Origin of the sequence: Clostridium sp. AT4, from assembly GCF_001517625.2 — a bacterium.
In the GTDB taxonomy this organism is placed as follows: domain Bacteria; phylum Bacillota; class Clostridia; order Lachnospirales; family Lachnospiraceae; genus Enterocloster.
This window is the reverse complement of record NZ_LN999826.1, coordinates 157,243-172,986: the sequence shown is the minus strand read 5'-3', so window position 1 is coordinate 172,986 and position 15,744 is coordinate 157,243. Positions and strand designations below refer to the sequence as shown.

At 48.5% G+C, this 15,744-nt stretch carries 20 protein-coding genes, 1 pseudogene and 1 riboswitch; of the genes and pseudogenes, 5 read left to right on the top strand and 16 right to left on the bottom strand.

Features of this window, described 5'->3' with window-relative positions; all coding sequences use genetic code 11:
* Window positions 1–7 precede the first annotated feature (7 nt).
* The 10 genes from spoIIIAA to BN3656_RS02600 form a co-directional block, all read right to left on the bottom strand.
* A complete protein-coding gene (gene spoIIIAA / locus BN3656_RS02645) occupies window positions 8–979 on the bottom strand; it encodes a stage III sporulation protein AA (protein ID WP_066543812.1) in 972 nt (323 codons plus the stop codon).
* A 90-nt stretch (window positions 980–1,069) separates the two neighbouring features.
* Window positions 1,070–1,549 carry a 23S rRNA (pseudouridine(1915)-N(3))-methyltransferase RlmH gene (gene rlmH / locus BN3656_RS02640; RefSeq protein ID WP_066543811.1) on the bottom strand — a complete coding sequence of 160 codons (480 nt, stop codon included), beginning with the start codon at window positions 1,547–1,549 and terminating at the stop codon, window positions 1,070–1,072.
* Window positions 1,546–2,043, bottom strand: coding sequence for a GNAT family N-acetyltransferase (locus BN3656_RS02635; RefSeq protein WP_066543810.1), 498 nt, complete (start codon window positions 2,041–2,043; stop codon window positions 1,546–1,548). Before BN3656_RS02635 ends, rlmH begins: the two co-directional genes overlap by 4 nt.
* A 5-nt stretch (window positions 2,044–2,048) precedes the next feature.
* Window positions 2,049–2,882 carry an energy-coupling factor ABC transporter ATP-binding protein gene (locus BN3656_RS02630; protein ID WP_066543805.1) on the bottom strand — a complete coding sequence of 278 codons (834 nt, stop codon included), beginning with the start codon at window positions 2,880–2,882 and terminating at the stop codon, window positions 2,049–2,051.
* Window positions 2,879–3,640: a cobalt ECF transporter T component CbiQ gene (gene cbiQ / locus BN3656_RS02625; protein WP_066543804.1), complete on the bottom strand. Its 762-nt coding sequence runs from the start codon at window positions 3,638–3,640 to the stop codon at window positions 2,879–2,881. Before cbiQ ends, BN3656_RS02630 begins: the two co-directional genes overlap by 4 nt.
* A gap of 2 nt (window positions 3,641–3,642) precedes the next feature.
* The gene (locus BN3656_RS02620; RefSeq protein WP_066543801.1) at window positions 3,643–3,972 is read right to left on the bottom strand and encodes an energy-coupling factor ABC transporter substrate-binding protein; all 330 of its coding nucleotides are present in this window, start codon (window positions 3,970–3,972) and stop codon (window positions 3,643–3,645) included.
* Entirely contained in the window at window positions 3,972–4,691 is a 720-nt protein-coding gene (locus tag BN3656_RS02615) for an energy-coupling factor ABC transporter permease (RefSeq protein WP_242962925.1), read from the bottom strand. The genes BN3656_RS02620 and BN3656_RS02615 overlap by 1 nt, the downstream gene beginning before the upstream one ends.
* A gap of 172 nt (window positions 4,692–4,863) precedes the next feature.
* A riboswitch (cobalamin riboswitch) is annotated at window positions 4,864–5,093 on the bottom strand.
* A 31-nt stretch (window positions 5,094–5,124) separates the two neighbouring features.
* Window positions 5,125–5,835 (bottom strand): response regulator transcription factor, encoded by a 711-nt coding sequence (locus BN3656_RS02610; protein WP_066543799.1) that lies wholly within the window; start codon window positions 5,833–5,835, stop codon window positions 5,125–5,127.
* A gap of 58 nt (window positions 5,836–5,893) precedes the next feature.
* The gene (locus BN3656_RS02605) at window positions 5,894–6,637 is read right to left on the bottom strand and encodes a helix-hairpin-helix domain-containing protein (RefSeq protein WP_066543798.1); all 744 of its coding nucleotides are present in this window, start codon (window positions 6,635–6,637) and stop codon (window positions 5,894–5,896) included.
* Between the two features lie 89 nt (window positions 6,638–6,726).
* Window positions 6,727–7,155 carry a DMT family transporter gene (locus BN3656_RS02600; RefSeq protein WP_066543795.1) on the bottom strand — a complete coding sequence of 143 codons (429 nt, stop codon included), beginning with the start codon at window positions 7,153–7,155 and terminating at the stop codon, window positions 6,727–6,729.
* 243 nt (window positions 7,156–7,398) lie between these two features.
* On the opposite strand from BN3656_RS02600, the gene BN3656_RS02595 reads away from it, so the two are divergent.
* Window positions 7,399–8,793 (top strand): MATE family efflux transporter, encoded by a 1,395-nt coding sequence (locus BN3656_RS02595; protein WP_066543794.1) that lies wholly within the window; start codon window positions 7,399–7,401, stop codon window positions 8,791–8,793.
* Here BN3656_RS02595 and BN3656_RS02590 read toward each other — a convergent pair.
* Window positions 8,790–9,335, bottom strand: a complete 546-nt coding sequence (locus BN3656_RS02590; RefSeq protein ID WP_066543792.1) for a DUF5662 family protein — start codon at window positions 9,333–9,335, stop codon at window positions 8,790–8,792. The genes BN3656_RS02595 and BN3656_RS02590 overlap by 4 nt on opposite strands.
* A 155-nt stretch (window positions 9,336–9,490) precedes the next feature.
* Between BN3656_RS02590 and BN3656_RS02585 the strand changes: the two genes are divergently transcribed.
* Window positions 9,491–9,688, top strand: a complete 198-nt coding sequence (locus tag BN3656_RS02585) for a cold shock domain-containing protein (RefSeq protein ID WP_021869793.1) — start codon at window positions 9,491–9,493, stop codon at window positions 9,686–9,688.
* 137 nt (window positions 9,689–9,825) lie between these two features.
* Here BN3656_RS02585 and hslO read toward each other — a convergent pair whose 3' ends face one another.
* From hslO to BN3656_RS02565, 4 genes are all read right to left on the bottom strand, one after another.
* The gene (gene hslO / locus BN3656_RS02580) at window positions 9,826–10,707 is read right to left on the bottom strand and encodes an Hsp33 family molecular chaperone HslO (RefSeq protein WP_066543790.1); all 882 of its coding nucleotides are present in this window, start codon (window positions 10,705–10,707) and stop codon (window positions 9,826–9,828) included.
* Window positions 10,708–10,709: 2 nt separating this feature from the next.
* A complete protein-coding gene (locus tag BN3656_RS02575; protein ID WP_066543788.1) occupies window positions 10,710–11,474 on the bottom strand; it encodes a class I SAM-dependent methyltransferase in 765 nt (254 codons plus the stop codon).
* A 76-nt stretch (window positions 11,475–11,550) separates the two neighbouring features.
* Window positions 11,551–12,060 (bottom strand): SEC-C metal-binding domain-containing protein, encoded by a 510-nt coding sequence (locus tag BN3656_RS02570; RefSeq protein ID WP_066543781.1) that lies wholly within the window; start codon window positions 12,058–12,060, stop codon window positions 11,551–11,553.
* A gap of 267 nt (window positions 12,061–12,327) precedes the next feature.
* The gene (locus BN3656_RS02565; protein WP_081422815.1) at window positions 12,328–12,501 is read right to left on the bottom strand and encodes a DUF1540 domain-containing protein; all 174 of its coding nucleotides are present in this window, start codon (window positions 12,499–12,501) and stop codon (window positions 12,328–12,330) included.
* A 194-nt stretch (window positions 12,502–12,695) separates the two neighbouring features.
* On the opposite strand from BN3656_RS02565, the gene BN3656_RS02560 reads away from it, so the two are divergent.
* The gene (locus BN3656_RS02560; RefSeq protein WP_066543780.1) at window positions 12,696–14,339 is read left to right on the top strand and encodes a SulP family inorganic anion transporter; all 1,644 of its coding nucleotides are present in this window, start codon (window positions 12,696–12,698) and stop codon (window positions 14,337–14,339) included.
* On the opposite strand, the gene BN3656_RS02555 is transcribed toward BN3656_RS02560, so the two are convergent.
* A complete protein-coding gene (locus BN3656_RS02555; RefSeq protein WP_066543778.1) occupies window positions 14,336–14,824 on the bottom strand; it encodes an 8-oxo-dGTP diphosphatase in 489 nt (162 codons plus the stop codon). The genes BN3656_RS02560 and BN3656_RS02555 overlap by 4 nt on opposite strands.
* A gap of 211 nt (window positions 14,825–15,035) precedes the next feature.
* On the opposite strand from BN3656_RS02555, the gene BN3656_RS02550 reads away from it, so the two are divergent.
* Both BN3656_RS02550 and BN3656_RS02545 read left to right on the top strand, forming a co-directional pair.
* Window positions 15,036–15,302, top strand: a complete 267-nt coding sequence (locus BN3656_RS02550; RefSeq protein ID WP_066543777.1) for a type II toxin-antitoxin system RelB/DinJ family antitoxin — start codon at window positions 15,036–15,038, stop codon at window positions 15,300–15,302.
* Window positions 15,299–15,539, top strand: a pseudogene (locus BN3656_RS02545) (Txe/YoeB family addiction module toxin). Before BN3656_RS02550 ends, BN3656_RS02545 begins: the two are co-directional and overlap by 4 nt.
* Window positions 15,540–15,744 lie beyond the last annotated feature (205 nt).

Below are 15,744 nucleotides of genomic sequence, written 5' to 3'. Positions count from 1 at the left end.
TCCTCCTTTACAGGAGCCTTCCTGCCCCATCGTACACAGCACAGATATGACCTGCTCCCCCGGCCTGATCCAGAAAAATCAGGCGTTTAAAGGTTCCTTCCTTAAACAGTTCCCCTACCCCCGGCCGTTTTTCTACTTCTTTCAGGGATACACCGTGAACCGCAGCTGCTAACCCGCAGCCGCAGCTTCGGATATATTCCACAGCCCGTATATCCTCTTTTCCGCCAATCTCATCCACTGCTATTACTGCCGGAGCCATGGAGCGGATCAGCATCATCATCCCCTGGCTCTTGGGACAGCCATCCAGAATGTCCGTTCTCATTCCAAGATCATTTTGGGGGACTCCCTGAAAGCAGGCCCCCAGTTCCGAGCGCTCATCCACCACGCCGACTGTGATTCCAAAGAGACGCCTTCCCGTGCTTTTCTCCCGACAGCCGTTGGACAGCTGACGGATGATGTCCCGAAGAAGGGTCGTTTTTCCGCATCCCGGCGGCGATACGATTACCGTATTTAAAAAAAGCCCATTTTCACATAAAAGAGGCATGATCTGATCCGCGCATCCCTTTACCTCATGAGCGACGCGGACATTTAAAGAGGAGATAGATTTTAAGACTCCCACCTCTCTCTGGTTCAGCACCGTTCTTCCTGCCACACCGATCCGGTGTCCGCCACGGACGGTAAAAAATCCCTGGCGCAGCTCCTCCTGAGCCGCATACAGGGAAAAACCTCCCATGATCTCTGCAGTCTCCCGGATCTGTCGCTCTGTAAGCGTAAAAAGGCCCTTCTGATTGTCCGGCTCCAGTTCCACCGGCTCTCCTTTTTCTGTAAATCCATATTCCCTGTTTCCATACATCAAAAGCACCGGACGGCCCGCCCGCAGCCGTATCTCCCTCATGGATTCAAAATCCAGAGAACAGCTCTCAATAAACTCCCGCAAGGTTCCCGGAAATAAAACCGCGATTTCTTCTCTCTTTCCCATACCATCTCTCCCTTTATCTCAAATATATGAAACAGGCCTGTTTTTATGACAGAATCACTCTGCCGTAAAAACAGGCCTGCAGACAAATCTTTATTTGTGATAAGGCTCCCCCGCGTTGATCCGAAAGCTTCTGTAAATCTGCTCCAACAAGATCACCCGCATCAGCTGGTGAGGAAATGTCATGGGCGAAAAGCTCAAATGATAGTCTGAGCGTTTCATCACAGCCTCTGAAAGCCCCAGAGAACCGCCGATGATAAACACCAGCTGTCCTTTTCCCTCCACTGCCAGCCTGGCAATCTTTGCAGCCAGCTCCTCACTGGAAAGCTCCTTTCCCCGGATGGCAAGAGCTATAACGTATGCCCCATCCCGGATATGAGAAAGGATCCTCTCTCCTTCCTTTTCCCGGATCTGCCGCTCTAAAGCTTCACTGGCGCCGTCCGGCGTCTTTTCATCTGCCACCTGGATGATTTCCAGCTTGCAGTAACGGCTTAAGCGCTTGCTGTATTCCTCAATAGCAGCTTCAAAAAAGCGTTCCTTTATCTTTCCTACCGTAATCAGTGTTATCTTCATCGGCTAAACTCCAATATCATATCGTACCACACGGCTCCGCCATGGACCGATTTCGACACGCCCATGCTGCAGTATCCAAACTGTTCATAAAAACCGATCAAATGCTCCTTACAGGTAAGGATCAGGCCTTTTCTGCCCTCACTCTCCGCCTTTTCGATCAAAGCCTTCATCAAACGGCCTGCCAGTCCCTGATGGCGGAAATCTTCATCCACATCCAGACCAAAGATACTCTGGTATGCTCCCCTGGGATCATGAAGAGATACATCCTCAAACATTTCATCCGCAATGGTTCTTTCATTTGTTGCCGCCCCATTAATAAACCCTGCGATCCTTCCCTCACACTCTGCCACTAAAAAACTGCCGGGAAATGCTTCAAGCCTCTCCTTCAGACTTTTTTCATCCGCTGCCTCTGCTGCCGGAAAACAGCGCGCCTCTACTGCTGCCACCTGCTCTAAATCCTCTATCACTGCCTGTCTGATCTGTATCTCTTTCATCCCTCTTATCCTTCCTTTTCCTGTAACTGTTTCCATTCCTCTATGGTCTTTGGATGCCCCGGCAGCTGATATAAAACAGGCTGCCTGAGAGAAGCCCTTTTAAGCAGCTCCTCATCCCCAAATATATGCTCCGGACGATCATCTACCAAAAGTTCTCCCTCTGAAAACACCAGAACACGGTCTGCCCATTCCCACACAAAATCCATGTCATGGGTGGAAATGACCTGTGTGATCTGCTCCTGCTCCAGTTTCTTAAGCTGTTCCTTAAAAAGCTGCGTATTTTTCCAGTCAAGACTGGCAGTAGGTTCATCAAACAGCAGGATTTCTGGCTTCATTACCACAACACCGGAAATACTGACCTGTTTCTTTTCCCCTCCGCTTAAAAAATGAGGCGGACGATGGGCAAGGTGAGTAAGCCCCATCCGCTGGATGATCTGTTCAGTCAGATAGCGGATTTTATCCTCTGAATAGCCCAGATTAAAGAGTCCAAAGGAAATTTCCCCCTCTACGGTCGAAGCGATGATCTGCCGGTCCGGATCCTGAAATACGATTCCCACACACTTTCTCAGCTCCAAAATATCCTTCCTGCTGCCTGTACAGAGCCTTCCGTGACAGTAAAGCTCTCCCTCATCCAGAGGTACAAGCCGGTTAAGAGTCTGGAAAAACGTAGATTTTCCTGCTCCGTTATTCCCGATCACAGCCGTTTTTTCTCCCGGATAGAAGGCCGCACTGACCTGTTTTAATGCCTGCTTTCCCCCGGGATAATACACACTGCCCCCGCGAAGCTCCAAAATCGGATCCAGCATCCGTGCTGTGCCGCTTATCGATGTCTGCCTCATATGCTCCACATCCTCTCTGCCAAAAGCCCTGCTGCCAGAAGCACTCCATACAGAACAATACCCAGCCTCTGCCTTCCTGTCACCAGCTTTTTCTCTTCCAGAAAACGCAGTTCTCCGTCATAGCTTCTTGCCTCCATGGCATTAAAGCTGTCCGATGCCCGCCGAAAGGCCAGAACCAGAAGATTGGCACATATTCCAAAAAATGAACGGTATCCCTGTCTTATCCCGATATCCCCCAGCCTGGCCTGAGCACTCTGCTTCATCTGTTCATAAAGCTCTAAAAGGCCAAACAAAAAGCGGTACATTAAGATCATCAGTTCCAGCATCACTTCCGGCAGATGCCATCTTCTCAAAGTTCCAACCACTTCATATACAGGCGTTGTCAGACTTATCATATACAAACAGGCCGTTCCCGTCAATACTTTCACCGTCACAAAAACAGCTTCCATCACGGCTTCCTTTGTAAAATCCAGTGCAATTACAGCTCCGCTGAGGATAACGAAGAAAAGAGGAATGGTCAGCATTCTCCCGTAAACCGGCCACTCCACTCCTCCCCATTTATGGGTAAGCACTGCCATGCACAGCCCCACTGCCACTGAAATCAGGCCCGTTTTGGATCCAATACACCCCAACAGCGAAATAAGTCCCAGCATGATCTTCCAGTCCGGGTTCCATGACGCCATTTGGGAGCACACGGCATATTGATCCATCAAAAGAATCTGATTTCCATGACAATGATTTCTGTGATGCAGCGCCATAATTAGTTCTCCTGTCTTTCCTCTGTATCGTTTGTACTGTATTTCTTTCTTGCCACCAGATATCCAAATCCATAGCAGATCACGCCAGATCCCAAAGCTGCCTGAAGACAGAACAGCAGGCTTTCCGTTTCTCCCGGAAGTTCTCCTCCTAAAATCCGTTCCAGAACAGGCTCTGCCCATGGCTCATATTCGGGATCGATCTCACCTACCAGTTCGCCGGCTGCATCATCGGCTCCTCCAAATCCCGCATCCTTGGGAGCAGCTATAAACGGGACAATTGTCAATATTACGCAAGCCACCAAAAGACCTGCGATCCACATTGGTTTCTTCATTATCGATTCTCCTCCCCAAATCCAAGCTCTCGAAGTTCCGGACCTGCATAAGTCTGCAGACCGATCAATATCACAACCGTCAGAAGTCCTTCAATCACTGCCAGCGGAATCTGTGTCAATGCAAAAATTCCCAAAAACCGTACAACAGCGCTCCATACGCCGTCTGCCGCAGGATGGGCCAGTCCCAGCTGCACACTGGTCACACAATATGTAAACAGATTTCCAAGGGCTGCTGCCAGAAAAACAGCCACCTTCTGATTCAGCTTTATTTTTCTGCCCAGCTTATAAACGCCCCAGCTGACAACAGGACCTGCAATCGCCATACTGAAGGTATTGGCTCCCAGCGTTGTCAAACCTCCATGTGCAAGCAAAAGCGCCTGAAAAATCAGCACCAGAAAGCCGATCACTGCCATGGGAGTCGGGCCAAAGAGAATGGCTCCCAGACCGGTTCCCGTTGGGTGGCTGGAGGATCCGGTCACACTTGGAAATTTCAGGGCAGACAGCACAAAGGCATAGGCGCCTGCCATTGCAAAGATCAAAAGCAGCTTTCTGTGCTCTTTTATCAGACGGTTGATCCGCTTCACTCCCAATACCACAAAGGGAATGCAGACTACCCCCCAGGCAATACAGTACCCCATCGGAAGATATCCCTCCATAATGTGCATGGCATATGCCGGTGACGCCGCTGCAAAACTGAAGAGGATTCCCCAGGCCAGCATGGCAGTTCCTTTTTTTCTTACATTCATTGATGTATGCTCCCTTCTTAAAAGTAAAAAAGCCTGTTTGCCACATAGTTTCTACGTGATCCAAACAGACATGATAAGAAAGCGGATGCTCCGCCTTCCTCCCTTTTCAGGGTATCTATTATAAAAAGCTGTGCTCCGCAGCCTTTATAATCACGCCGAAAAAGGCAGGTCTTCTGGCTCAGGCATCCTCATCACCGGCTCCTTCCCACATAGATTCATGCAGTGGCGTTTCGCAAAAGCCTGTTCCTATTTTAACAGCTTTCTGCATCCGGTAACTCTTCCTTTACAGCGGCGGGACCGCATGGGCTTTCCACCCATTTCCCTATTATCCCGGACTTCCCATGGAATCCGGGCACCTTTTTCTGTTCTGTTTTCCATTTTCCCTCAGCAGGCAGGGATCGAGGCTTTACCCCCTGTTTGATACTCCGAAATAATATCCCACGCCCCATTTTGTATGTACATATCTGGGGTCACTTGGACTTGGCTCGATCTTTTCTCTCAGACGGCGCACATGAACGTCTACCGTACGCACATCCCCGCTGTCCATGGCTCTGTTTCCCCATACATAATTCAAAAGCGCCTCACGGCTGTATACCTTGTTGGGATTGCGTACCAGAAGCTCTAAGAGATCAAACTCCTTTGCAGTAAGGTTGATCTCCTTTTCACCGATAAATACTCTGCGCCCCTCTGTGTCCATCTTTAAATCTCCAGAACCGATCATAGAAGAGGGTTCCTCCCGCTTCTGGCGCTTTGCCTTCAGGCTTCGCCGGATAATGGCCTTGATCCTGGCCTTTACCTCCAGAATGTTAAAGGGCTTGCTGATGTAGTCGTCCGCCCCGTACTCCAATCCCAGGATCTTATCCATATCGCCGCCCTTGGCCGTCAGCATGATCACGGGCATGTCGGAAAATTCCCGAATCGCCTGACATACTTCAAAACCGTCATGCTTTGGGAGCATCACATCTAACAGCACAATATCATACTCTGTCTTTTTTGCCAGTTCTATGGCTTCCTCTCCGTCATAGGCACAGTCCACCTCAAAACCGTCCTGCTCCAGACTGAACCGGATTCCCTTTACGATCAGTTTTTCATCATCTACTACCAATACCCGAGCCATGTTTCATTTCCCTTCCTGTCTGTCTATTTAAAAATGCCCTGACGGGCGCAGTTTTCTTTTAAACGGTTATATCATCCCGTATCTTTTCAAATGCACTTTCCTTGATCCCGGATACATTCATAATATCCTCGATCGAGCGAAAAGCCCCCACTTCCTGACGGTACTGGATAATCGCCTCCGCCCTGGATTTTCCAATGCCTGTCAGCGTCATCAGCTCCTCTGCACCGGCCTTATTCAGATTCACTTTTCTGCCCGTTGAAGCGCTTTTCCCAGGGCTTCCGCTAAAATCGTCACCGGGATCCGTCACAAAGGCCTGATCTGAAAGAATCCCCTGAGTCTTCAGGCGCTCTGCCTCTGTCCGGTCCGGAACTTCGATCCGCATCCCGTCCTCTAAGACCATGGCCAGATTGAGAATACTGCCATCTCCCTGCTCAAGGATTCCTCCAGCTGCTTCCAAAGCCTGAAATACACGGCTTCCTGCATTCAGGGAATACACTCCCGGAGCCGCCACCTGACCACAGACATGAACCCAGATCTGCTCTTCTTCCGAATTTTCTGCCTCCGAAGCAACTTTTGCCTCTGAAAAAGCAGTTTCTTTCCCCGGACAATCGGCAGTCTCATCCGAAAAAGCAGCTTCTGGCTCCGAAAAAACCTTCTCCCTGCGTTCCCCGTCTTCTAAGTATTCGAGGCTTACCTCTGTCCCCGGCGATGGCTGGGAGCAGCTGTATAAAATCCCTGCCAAAAACATTCCCAATAAAAGTAAAAAAATCCTTCCCTGCTTGTGCTTTTTTAATTCCTTCAACGATATCTCCTCCTTTTAGAGATACCGTCCCGGCCTGCTGTATCTATTCTATCGGAAAGCCGGTTTAAATACAAGCGTTATTTCTTATCCTATCGCTGAAAAATGATAATCCCCCCTACAGCGATCGCGGCCCCCAAAAGCTTATTCCATGCAAATGGAGCCTTTTCCACGCCAAACAGGCCAAACAGCTCGATCAGATAAGCCACGATGATCTGAGCCACCACGATAAGAAGAGAAGTTCGGGCCGGCCCCAGAGCCGCCATGCTGCGGATCACCGTGTAGGTGATCAAGGCCCCGATCACGCCGCCTGCCAGAACATACTTTGGCGTCACCCCCATGAGACAGGATACCGGCTGGCGTCCGGTAAACAGCCAGATCACCACACAGGTCAGCAGAGCCGTAGCCTGTACCCATCCTGCTGCCACCCATACACTGGTCTGCTTTGTTACTTCTGTGTTAAATACACCCTGCACACTCATAAGAGCTCCCGATAAAAGAGCAATGATCCATCCTGTCATCCGTTTTTCCTCCTGATTGTTTTATACACCACTGTTTCCAACGGTTCTAACAGTCATTTTTCCCATCCTCTCTTTCCCTATACACAGATTATTTGTATACGGACTTTATTTTTTGTATACAAATCCGATTGTTTTCTCTGTATCTCTGGGTTATAATCCATAGGAATCCCCTGTTTCCGACAGAATCTGTCCGGAGTTTTCCGAACCCGACATAAAAAATGGGAAGAAACGGAGAACATGATCATGACAGCAAACAATGAACCAGCCGCGGACCTCACAGAAAAGGACCGGGCCTTCAGAGCCTTTGTACGGGAAGAAAATATGTGGAAGGTGGTCTTCTATGTATGTACGCCCCTGGCCCTTTACCAGAGCTTAAATCAGATTTTTAAAATCTTTGATTCCATGATGGCGTCCCACATCGGCGCTTCCTCTGTGTCTGCCGTAGCCTATCTATCCCAGCTTAACCTCATGCTTTCCGCTCTGGGCGGCGGACTGGCTGTAGGCGCCAGCATCAAGGTCAGCGAAGCCTACGGAGCCGGAGATTTCAAACTGGTAAAACGGAGAGTCAGCACTCTTTTTTCCCTCTGCGGAATCCTGGGAGCCAGCATTTTGCTGATCCTTGTCCCCTTTGCGCCCCAATTTCTGCGCCTTGCAAGAACGCCGGAGGAATTTATCACAGAAGGCACCACCTATTTTATCCTGGATCTTTTTGGAATTGTACTGAATTTTTTTAACAGTGTCTACATTGCAATCGAACGGGCCAGAGGAAACTCCCAGCGGATCCTTCATCTGAATATGGGCGTTATTGTGGTAAAGCTGGCCCTTACCGCTCTCTTTGTATATGTATTCCACAGCGGGATCAATATGATCGCCGTTGCCACCATCATTTCCCAGCTTCTGATGTTTTCTGCCGCCATCTACCACTTAAGCCGTAAAGGAAACGCATTTTCCTTCTCTTTAAGGAGCATTTCCTTAAAACGGCGTGTGGTTCGGCCCATGGTGCTCTTATCCGTACCTGTAATCATCGAAAAAATGGCATTTTCCTTTGGAAAAGTAGTGGTAAATTCCATGTGCACCATCTACAGCCCTCTTACCGTAGGAGCACTGGGTATTTCCAATAATCTGGGCGGCATTACCACCAATCCCCAGAACGGCTTTCAGGAGGGCGGCTCTGCCATTATCAGCCAAAGCCTGGGAGCAGGACTTCCCAAACGTGCCTTAGAGGCCTTCCGGTGCATCCTCATCATCAATATGGCAATCGGGGCCGTTCTTATGAGCCTGACCCTGATCTTTTTAGGGTCCATCAGCCGTCTCTTTTCCGGCGGTGATCCTCAGTTCCAGCAGATGATCTGTTCCATCTACCAGATGGAAGCTTTAGGATCCATTCCCCTTGGTATCAATGCGGCTGTTATGGCTCTGCTTTACGGATTTGGCAAGACAAGGATTTCCCTTATCATCAATTTCAGCCGTGTATTTATCTTCCGTGTACCTGTACTGTGGGGTCTGCAGCAGTTCACGGACCTTGGAGATATCAGCGCCGGAATCGTCATGGCCGTGAGCAATATTGCCACCGGCGTTCTGGCCGTCATCGTAGGCTGGATCACCATCCGGCAGATTAAAAAGCAGTACGGGATTTAATAATCCCCCTGCTTTAAAAGTTCCCTCAGATACCGGAAGGTTTCCTTTTCTCCCCGATCCTTCAGCATAATCAAAAGCCTTTCAAGCAGCGCCCTGGTTTCCGGATGAATGGTTATGTATTTTTTCGTAAATTCATAGTATTCCAGAGGCGCTGCGCTGGTATAAGCCTTTCCCTTATACACCTCACAGGCCGCAATCCGGTCACAGATCATCTCTGCCACATACCGCAGCGGCATCTTATTTCCCACTAATCCCTCTTCCTTACGGACAGAAATATCGATCCAGTATTCATAATGATGCTTATTGCGGCCCTTGTGGTGAAGCCAGGCCTTTGAATAGCCCAGATCTTCTCTTTCCGCCGCATTGGGACTGCGCGTTCCCTGATAATAGCGTACACCGGTAAAAAACTCCTCAGGGCTGTATTTTGACAGATCATGGGTCAGCCCCTGGCGGTAAAGCCCGATCTGAAAGCAGTGCCTGCATACCAGCATCCGATGTTTTGTAATGGTTTTAAAATGATTCCATATATTGATCAGTTTCATTACGCTCTCCTTTAAAAGTTACTTAAAAACAGCCCTGTATAGACCCCGGTTTATGCACAAAATGTTTGACACCCGGTAAGATCTGTGATATTCTAATGGAAGCTGTGAAATTACTTGCAGCTTAACATTTTTTTTATTTTTTTGGAGGTATCACAATGAAAGGTACAGTTAAGTGGTTCAACAACCAGAAGGGTTACGGCTTCATCTCCGACGAGCAGGGCAACGATGTATTCGTTCACTACTCTGGTCTGAACATGGAAGGCTTCAAGTCCTTAGACGAGGGCGCAGAGGTTGAGTTCGACGTAGTAAACGGAGCTAAGGGTCCTCAGGCTACCAACGTAACCAAATTATAATCAATGAACAAACAGTGTACCTTTTTCAAACATATATCGGTTCGATAGAAAGTTGAAGTAAGTTATATCTGAATTTCAAATGATTACCGACAAGAGCCAGTCGAAAGACCGGCTCTTGTTGTTTTTAATTCACAGGACTATGATCTGGCCAGCTCCAGGAGCTCCTTTAATTCTTCCACATCAAACACATAGTTCTTATTGCAGAAGTGGCAGTTCACCTCAATGGGCTTGCCGTCGTCGATCATTTCCTGAATATCCTTCTTTCCCACGCTGATCAGTGCCTTTGCCACCCGGTCTTTGGTACAGTTGCAGTAGAAACGGGCCGGAAGCTTATCATTGATCTCCAGGCCAAATTCTCCTAAAATGTACTCCAAGATCATCTCCGGCGTATTTCCCACATCCAAAAGCGTGGTAATAGAGTGAATCTCCTTAATCTTATTCTCTAAGGCGTCAATTACTGCATCAGACGCCCCCGGCATGAGCTGGATGATAAAACCGCCGGCCTGACGGACCGTATTGTTCTTATTCATCAAAACGCCTAATGCCACAGAAGAGGGCGTCTGCTCAGAGGTTGCGTAATAATAGGTAAGATCCTCCGCAATCTCTCCTGTCACAAGGATAGTCTGGCCCACATAGGGATCCTTTAAGCCGATATCCTTGATCACGCTTAACACGCCCAGTCCCAGCGCTCCGCCTACATCCAGCTTTCCCTTGTCATTGGGAGGAAGCATTACCTCCGGATGGAACGCATAGCCCTTTACTCCGCCGTGGGCGTCTGCCGTCACCACAAGACCGCCGATGGGGCCGTCTCCCTGGATCTTCAGTGTGAGAAGGTCTGCGTCTCCCTTCATGTCATATCCCATCATAACAGCCGCTGTCATCAGCCGTCCCAGAGCAGCCGTAGCCACAGGACTTGTATTGTGAGCCTGTCTGGCTGCCTCGGTCAGATCTCTGGTCGTAGCCGCAAAGGCCCGGATCTGTCCCTCAGCCGCCGTGGCCCGGATTACATAATCTGCCATTTTTATCTTCCTTTCTCTGTCTTTCCCTTTTCTCTCAGGATCACATAGATCCGTTCGCTGTCCTCTTTTACCGGATCCTTTGTAAATGCGTCGTAGGCTGTGACAAATTCCATTCCGGCTGCCTCAGCCGCCGCCTTCACCTCATCCAAAGAATAACATCTCTGAAAATGAGTTTCCTCAAACTTCCGGTACAGCTCCCCCTCCCGGATAAAAAGAGTCAGATCGTACTCATTGATCCGCTCCTTCTCATCATAATAATTCTGCCAGATAAAGCTGCTCTCTGTGCGGTCCTCCGCAAAGGTATTTTCCCCCATAAGCTCTTTATATTTGTATTCTGTATTCAGATCAAAGATAAATACGCCACCGGGATCCAGATAATTATTCGCCAGGCGGAACACCTGCGTCAGCTCCTCCGGCTCCATAATGTAATTCATGGAATCGCAGATACTCACCACCGCCCGGACGGTGCCGTAAAGCTCAAATTCCCGCATATCCTGCAAAAGATAAAGGATATCCAGGCCGGCCGCAGCCCGCTTTTCCATGGCGATCTCCAGCATCTCCTCCGAATTGTCAGCGCCGATCATATCGTATCCTGCCTCTGCCAGAAGCTGCGTCATGCTTCCGGTGCCACATCCTAAATCCAGCACCAGGCCATCCTCTGCGCCGTACTCCTTTAACAGCTCCTTCAGATAAGCGGCCCATTCCTCATAGGGAACATTGTCCTGAAACAGGTCATAGACCTGTGCAAAGCTCGTATATGCTTCCATCTGCCTGCCTCCATCTTTCCCCTGTAACGCCAACTGCCTGTCCGGAAATACCGGGCAGGCAGTCTGTGCAGCTTATTTACGCGTTCTTACCGCAGCACTTCTTATACTTCTTGCCGCTTCCGCAGGGACAGGGATCATTTGGGAAGATCTTCTTTTCCTTGCGGATGGTGCCTGAAGCCTTCTGTGCCTTATACAGCTCCTTGCGCTTCTCCTCAGACAAAATGCTGTCCCACTGTGGCAGCTCATAGAGCCAGTTTGCCTTTGCCTCTACCATGTTGTAGTACAGCTTCTCAGGATCGATCTCGATCTTTACCTCTGTATCCTCCTCCATGGTATCGATCGGGTTCTCATAACCCTTTAAGCTCTCATTGATGCCGTCTAAAAAGCCGGTCATGATCAGAAGCTCTGTGTTGTACTTCTCAGCCAGCTCCTTTACAGTACCTGTGATCACCTCTGTAGGTGCGGAAAGGATCTGCTCGTAGATACCCTTCTCAATCTGGAAATATCCTGCCCACAGTTCTTCTTTCTTTTTATCATCCAGGCCGTCACCATATGCCAGATTTCTCCATGTTTCTAATAATGCCATAGTTAAACCATCCTTTTTGTATATTTATAGAAGCCTATAGTATTCTATAGTATATAACAAAACATGAGATTTTTCAAATGGTTTTGTTGGAGTTTGTAATGAAATTCCCCATAAAACGGGGGAAGGCCCGGGGTACTCTGCTTTCGCAGGCACTGCCGGGCCGCGTCATCTCTGACTGTCCTCACTATACCATGGACTGGACGAAAAATCAATGGCTGTCAGGGAAACTTAAAAAAACGTAATATTTTCGTAACAGATGACGCCATTTTACTGCATCTTATTTACAAAAGATTCGCAGTCCGTACATTCCTTCTTGGTAGGATTCATCTCGTGGGTACCGATCTTAATCGTATCAAGAGTACAGTAATCGGTGGTATCTGCATGATACGCACAATTCTTGATGGTACACTGGATACATTCGTTCGTTCCGTTTACTTTCATGGTAGTTCCTCCTTTAATGAATGGGTGTCTGTAAGCTGCCTTATAAAGTATCCTCAGGATTCTGTGAAATATACAGTTCCTCAAAAAATACAATATTTTCTGCCTTTTTGCTGGACATACCATCCTGCGCCTGTATAATAAGGTAGGGCAGGGAGCATTTTCCTGCCTATCAATATGAAAAAGGGGAACTGATTATGGAAAAAATGTATCCCATGCTGTTTACAACATGGAAAACCTACAGCAAAGAACAATTTTTAAAAGACCTCATCGCAGGCATCGTAGTTGCCATCATTGCCCTTCCGCTGTCCATCGCCCTGGCGCTCGCCTCCGGCGTAGGCCCGGAACAGGGTATCTACACTGCCATTGTAGCCGGCTTTATCATCTCATTCCTGGGCGGAAGCCAGGTTCAGATCGCCGGCCCCACAGCAGCCTTCGCCACCATCGTAGCGGGCATTGTAGCCCGAAACGGCATGGACGGACTGGCAGCCGCTACCATCCTTGCGGGCATCATTTTAATCATCATGGGACTCTGCCGGTTCGGCGGGCTGATTAAGTACATCCCATTTACCATCACAACCGGCTTTACCTCCGGTATTGCCGTAACCATCGTCATCGGACAGCTCAAGGACTTTTTCGGCGTAACCTATCCGGAAGGAATGCCCACCATTGAAACCATGGAAAAGCTGAAAGCCTTCTTAGCAGGCATCCATACATTCAATACAGACTCGCTGATCGTGGGCCTCGTATGCCTGGCTATTCTTATCATCGCACCCCGGTTTACGGAAAAAATCCCCGGCTCTCTTCTTGCCGTCATCGGAGGCATTCTCATGGTGCAGCTTCTCCCCCTTCAGGTCAATACCATCGGAGATCTCTACACCATAAGCAATAAGCTTCCTTCCTTCCATATGCCTCAGTTAAGCTTTGAAATGATCCAGACTGCCCTTCCTGACGCTTTTACCATCGCTATCCTGGCGGCCATTGAGTCTCTGCTCTCCTGTGTGGTAGCAGACGGCATGATCAATGGAAAACACCGTTCTAATATGGAACTGGCGGCCCAGGGCGCCGGAAATATCGCTTCCGCCCTTTTTGGCGGCATCCCGGCTACAGGCGCCATCGCCCGTACCGCGGCCAATGTAAAAAACGGAGGCCGTACTCCCGTTGCAGGCATGATCCACGCTGTGGTTCTTGTTCTTATCCTGATTATACTCATGCCATATGCAGCCATGATCCCCATGCCCGCCATTGCCGCTATCCTCTTTATGGTCGCCTACAATATGTGCCAGTGGAGAACCTTCACAGAGCTGGTAAAAACCGCTCCCAAAAGCGATATCGCCGTTCTGATCCTTACCTTCCTCTTAACCATTGTCTTTGACCTGGTAATCGCTATCGAAATCGGCCTCTTAGTGGCTGTACTTCTGTTTATGAAGCGCATGAGCGATGTAACGGAGGTCCACAGCTGGAAATATGCAGAGGATGAAGAGGAGGCAGAACGCGAAAAACTTAGAAAGCTGTCCCCTCACATCAATGTATATGAAATCAGCGGCCCCCTGTTCTTCGGAGCCGCCGATGTGATTGGACGTATTGCCGTAAAAGATCATGCAAAATGCCTGATCCTGCGTATGAGAAGCGTTCCGGCTCTGGACAGCACTGCATTAAACGCCATGACCGATCTGTACAAAAACTGTGAGAAACGGGGAATCACCCTTATTCTCTCCCATGTAAACCAGCAGCCCATGAAGGTAATGGAAAAAGCAGGCTTTGCTCAGAAGGTAGGCCAGGAAAACTTCTGTGAAAATATTGACAGGGCGATCAAACGGGCTGAGGAGCTTGTGCATTAAGCGATAAGCGCTTTCCCATCCAGCACAGCCTCAATAAGCCGGTCGCCTTCGTAGGTCAGCTTCAGTGAAAAGAAGGGGGCATTTTCATTTAAAAGGCGGAAAAATATCTTATCTCCCTCCCAGATATTCAGTCCGTACACTGCCTCCTTCTTTACCCATTCCAGAGTACCCTCATTGCAGTCAGCCATCTCACCCTCAAAACCGTCTGCCGTGTACAGACACATATACTCCATATCCTCCACCGGACCTCCGGTAGAACGGAATGTAACAAGCCCCCGGAACCGCCAGGAAGTAAGTGTCAGGCCCGTTTCCTCCTTTACCTCCCTCAACAGGCATTCCTCAGGGCTTTCATTTTCTTCAAAATGGCCTCCAATGCCGATCCATTTGTCTTTATTTACATCATTCTTCTTGCTCACTCTGTGAAGCATCAGCCATTCTCCCTCCCGCTCCATGTAGCAGAGAGTCGTCAGCTTTGAGCGTTCCATGTGTTTGTCCTCCTGTTGAACAGTAACTTGCGTATTATCCTGCGTACTATCTTCCTAATATTATACAGATACCGAAGCAATTTTCAATGGCAATTCCGGCGAATATCATGTCTGCCTTTCACACAATTTTATTTTGTATTGCATTTACTTGCTATTTGCATACAATAGTGTTATAATTATAACAAATAGAACACAGAAAGGAGTTATATCTATGGCACAGGCAACTTTAACCGCGCGGGTAGATGAAAAAGATAAAATCAATTTCGATGCCTTTTGTTCCAACGTAGGTTTAAACACCTCAACTGCCATCAATCTTTTTGTGAAAGCAGTTTTACGTGAAAACCGAATCCCATTTGAAATCGCTCAAAGTTCGGATCCATTCTTCTCCCAGTCTAATCTGGAATATGTAAAAAAATCCATTCAGGAACTACGCACAGGAAAAGGTACTGCCCACGAACTGATCGAGGTAGATGAATGAGTGAAAAAATCTGGTCTGATGATGCCTGGGAAGATTACCTTTACTGGCAATCTCAGGACAAAAAAAACCATCCGGCGCATCAATCAGCTTATTAAAGATATTGAACGAAATGGTTGTATGGAGGGAATCGGTAAACCCGAACCGCTGACAGGCGACTTACAGGGTGAATTCAGCCGCAGAATTAATGATAAGGATCGCCTTGTAAATGATACCTATTCCTCTTGCATCTTCCCCTGATCTATGATATACATAAATCTATACCAGAACAGAAAGAGGTGAAAGGATGAGAATCGACGCTTGCAGATAACTATAAAATGACGCCAGAATACCGTATTTTATTTACGGTATCCGTGCGTCCGCTGCAAGAAAGTCGTATATCTGTCCACTCACTAAAATATACGCCTCTGTCTTTCAGGGGTAATTTTATGATGAGCCGCAGGAT

Coding starts and splice junctions, on each gene's coding strand:
- BN3656_RS02565 (WP_081422815.1), bottom strand. CDS start 12,501: ATGAAAGTAAACGGAACGAACGAATGTATCCAGTGTACCATCAAGAAT.
- BN3656_RS02630 (WP_066543805.1), bottom strand. CDS start 2,882: ATGAGGCAGACATCGATAAGCGGCACAGCACGGATGCTGGATCCGATT.
- BN3656_RS02575 (WP_066543788.1), bottom strand. CDS start 11,474: ATGGAAGCATATACGAGCTTTGCACAGGTCTATGACCTGTTTCAGGAC.
- BN3656_RS02595 (WP_066543794.1), top strand. CDS start 7,399: ATGACAGCAAACAATGAACCAGCCGCGGACCTCACAGAAAAGGACCGG.
- BN3656_RS02560 (WP_066543780.1), top strand. CDS start 12,696: ATGGAAAAAATGTATCCCATGCTGTTTACAACATGGAAAACCTACAGC.
- BN3656_RS02610 (WP_066543799.1), bottom strand. CDS start 5,835: ATGGCTCGGGTATTGGTAGTAGATGATGAAAAACTGATCGTAAAGGGA.
- BN3656_RS02590 (WP_066543792.1), bottom strand. CDS start 9,335: ATGAAACTGATCAATATATGGAATCATTTTAAAACCATTACAAAACAT.
- cbiQ (WP_066543804.1), bottom strand. CDS start 3,640: ATGGCGCTGCATCACAGAAATCATTGTCATGGAAATCAGATTCTTTTG.
- BN3656_RS02600 (WP_066543795.1), bottom strand. CDS start 7,155: ATGACAGGATGGATCATTGCTCTTTTATCGGGAGCTCTTATGAGTGTG.
- BN3656_RS02550 (WP_066543777.1), top strand. CDS start 15,036: ATGGCACAGGCAACTTTAACCGCGCGGGTAGATGAAAAAGATAAAATC.
- BN3656_RS02620 (WP_066543801.1), bottom strand. CDS start 3,972: ATGAAGAAACCAATGTGGATCGCAGGTCTTTTGGTGGCTTGCGTAATA.
- hslO (WP_066543790.1), bottom strand. CDS start 10,707: ATGGCAGATTATGTAATCCGGGCCACGGCGGCTGAGGGACAGATCCGG.
- BN3656_RS02585 (WP_021869793.1), top strand. CDS start 9,491: ATGAAAGGTACAGTTAAGTGGTTCAACAACCAGAAGGGTTACGGCTTC.
- BN3656_RS02615 (WP_242962925.1), bottom strand. CDS start 4,691: ATGCTGGCCTGGGGAATCCTCTTCAGTTTTGCAGCGGCGTCACCGGCA.
- rlmH (WP_066543811.1), bottom strand. CDS start 1,549: ATGAAGATAACACTGATTACGGTAGGAAAGATAAAGGAACGCTTTTTT.
- BN3656_RS02570 (WP_066543781.1), bottom strand. CDS start 12,060: ATGGCATTATTAGAAACATGGAGAAATCTGGCATATGGTGACGGCCTG.
- spoIIIAA (WP_066543812.1), bottom strand. CDS start 979: ATGGGAAAGAGAGAAGAAATCGCGGTTTTATTTCCGGGAACCTTGCGG.
- BN3656_RS02635 (WP_066543810.1), bottom strand. CDS start 2,043: ATGAAAGAGATACAGATCAGACAGGCAGTGATAGAGGATTTAGAGCAG.
- BN3656_RS02555 (WP_066543778.1), bottom strand. CDS start 14,824: ATGGAACGCTCAAAGCTGACGACTCTCTGCTACATGGAGCGGGAGGGA.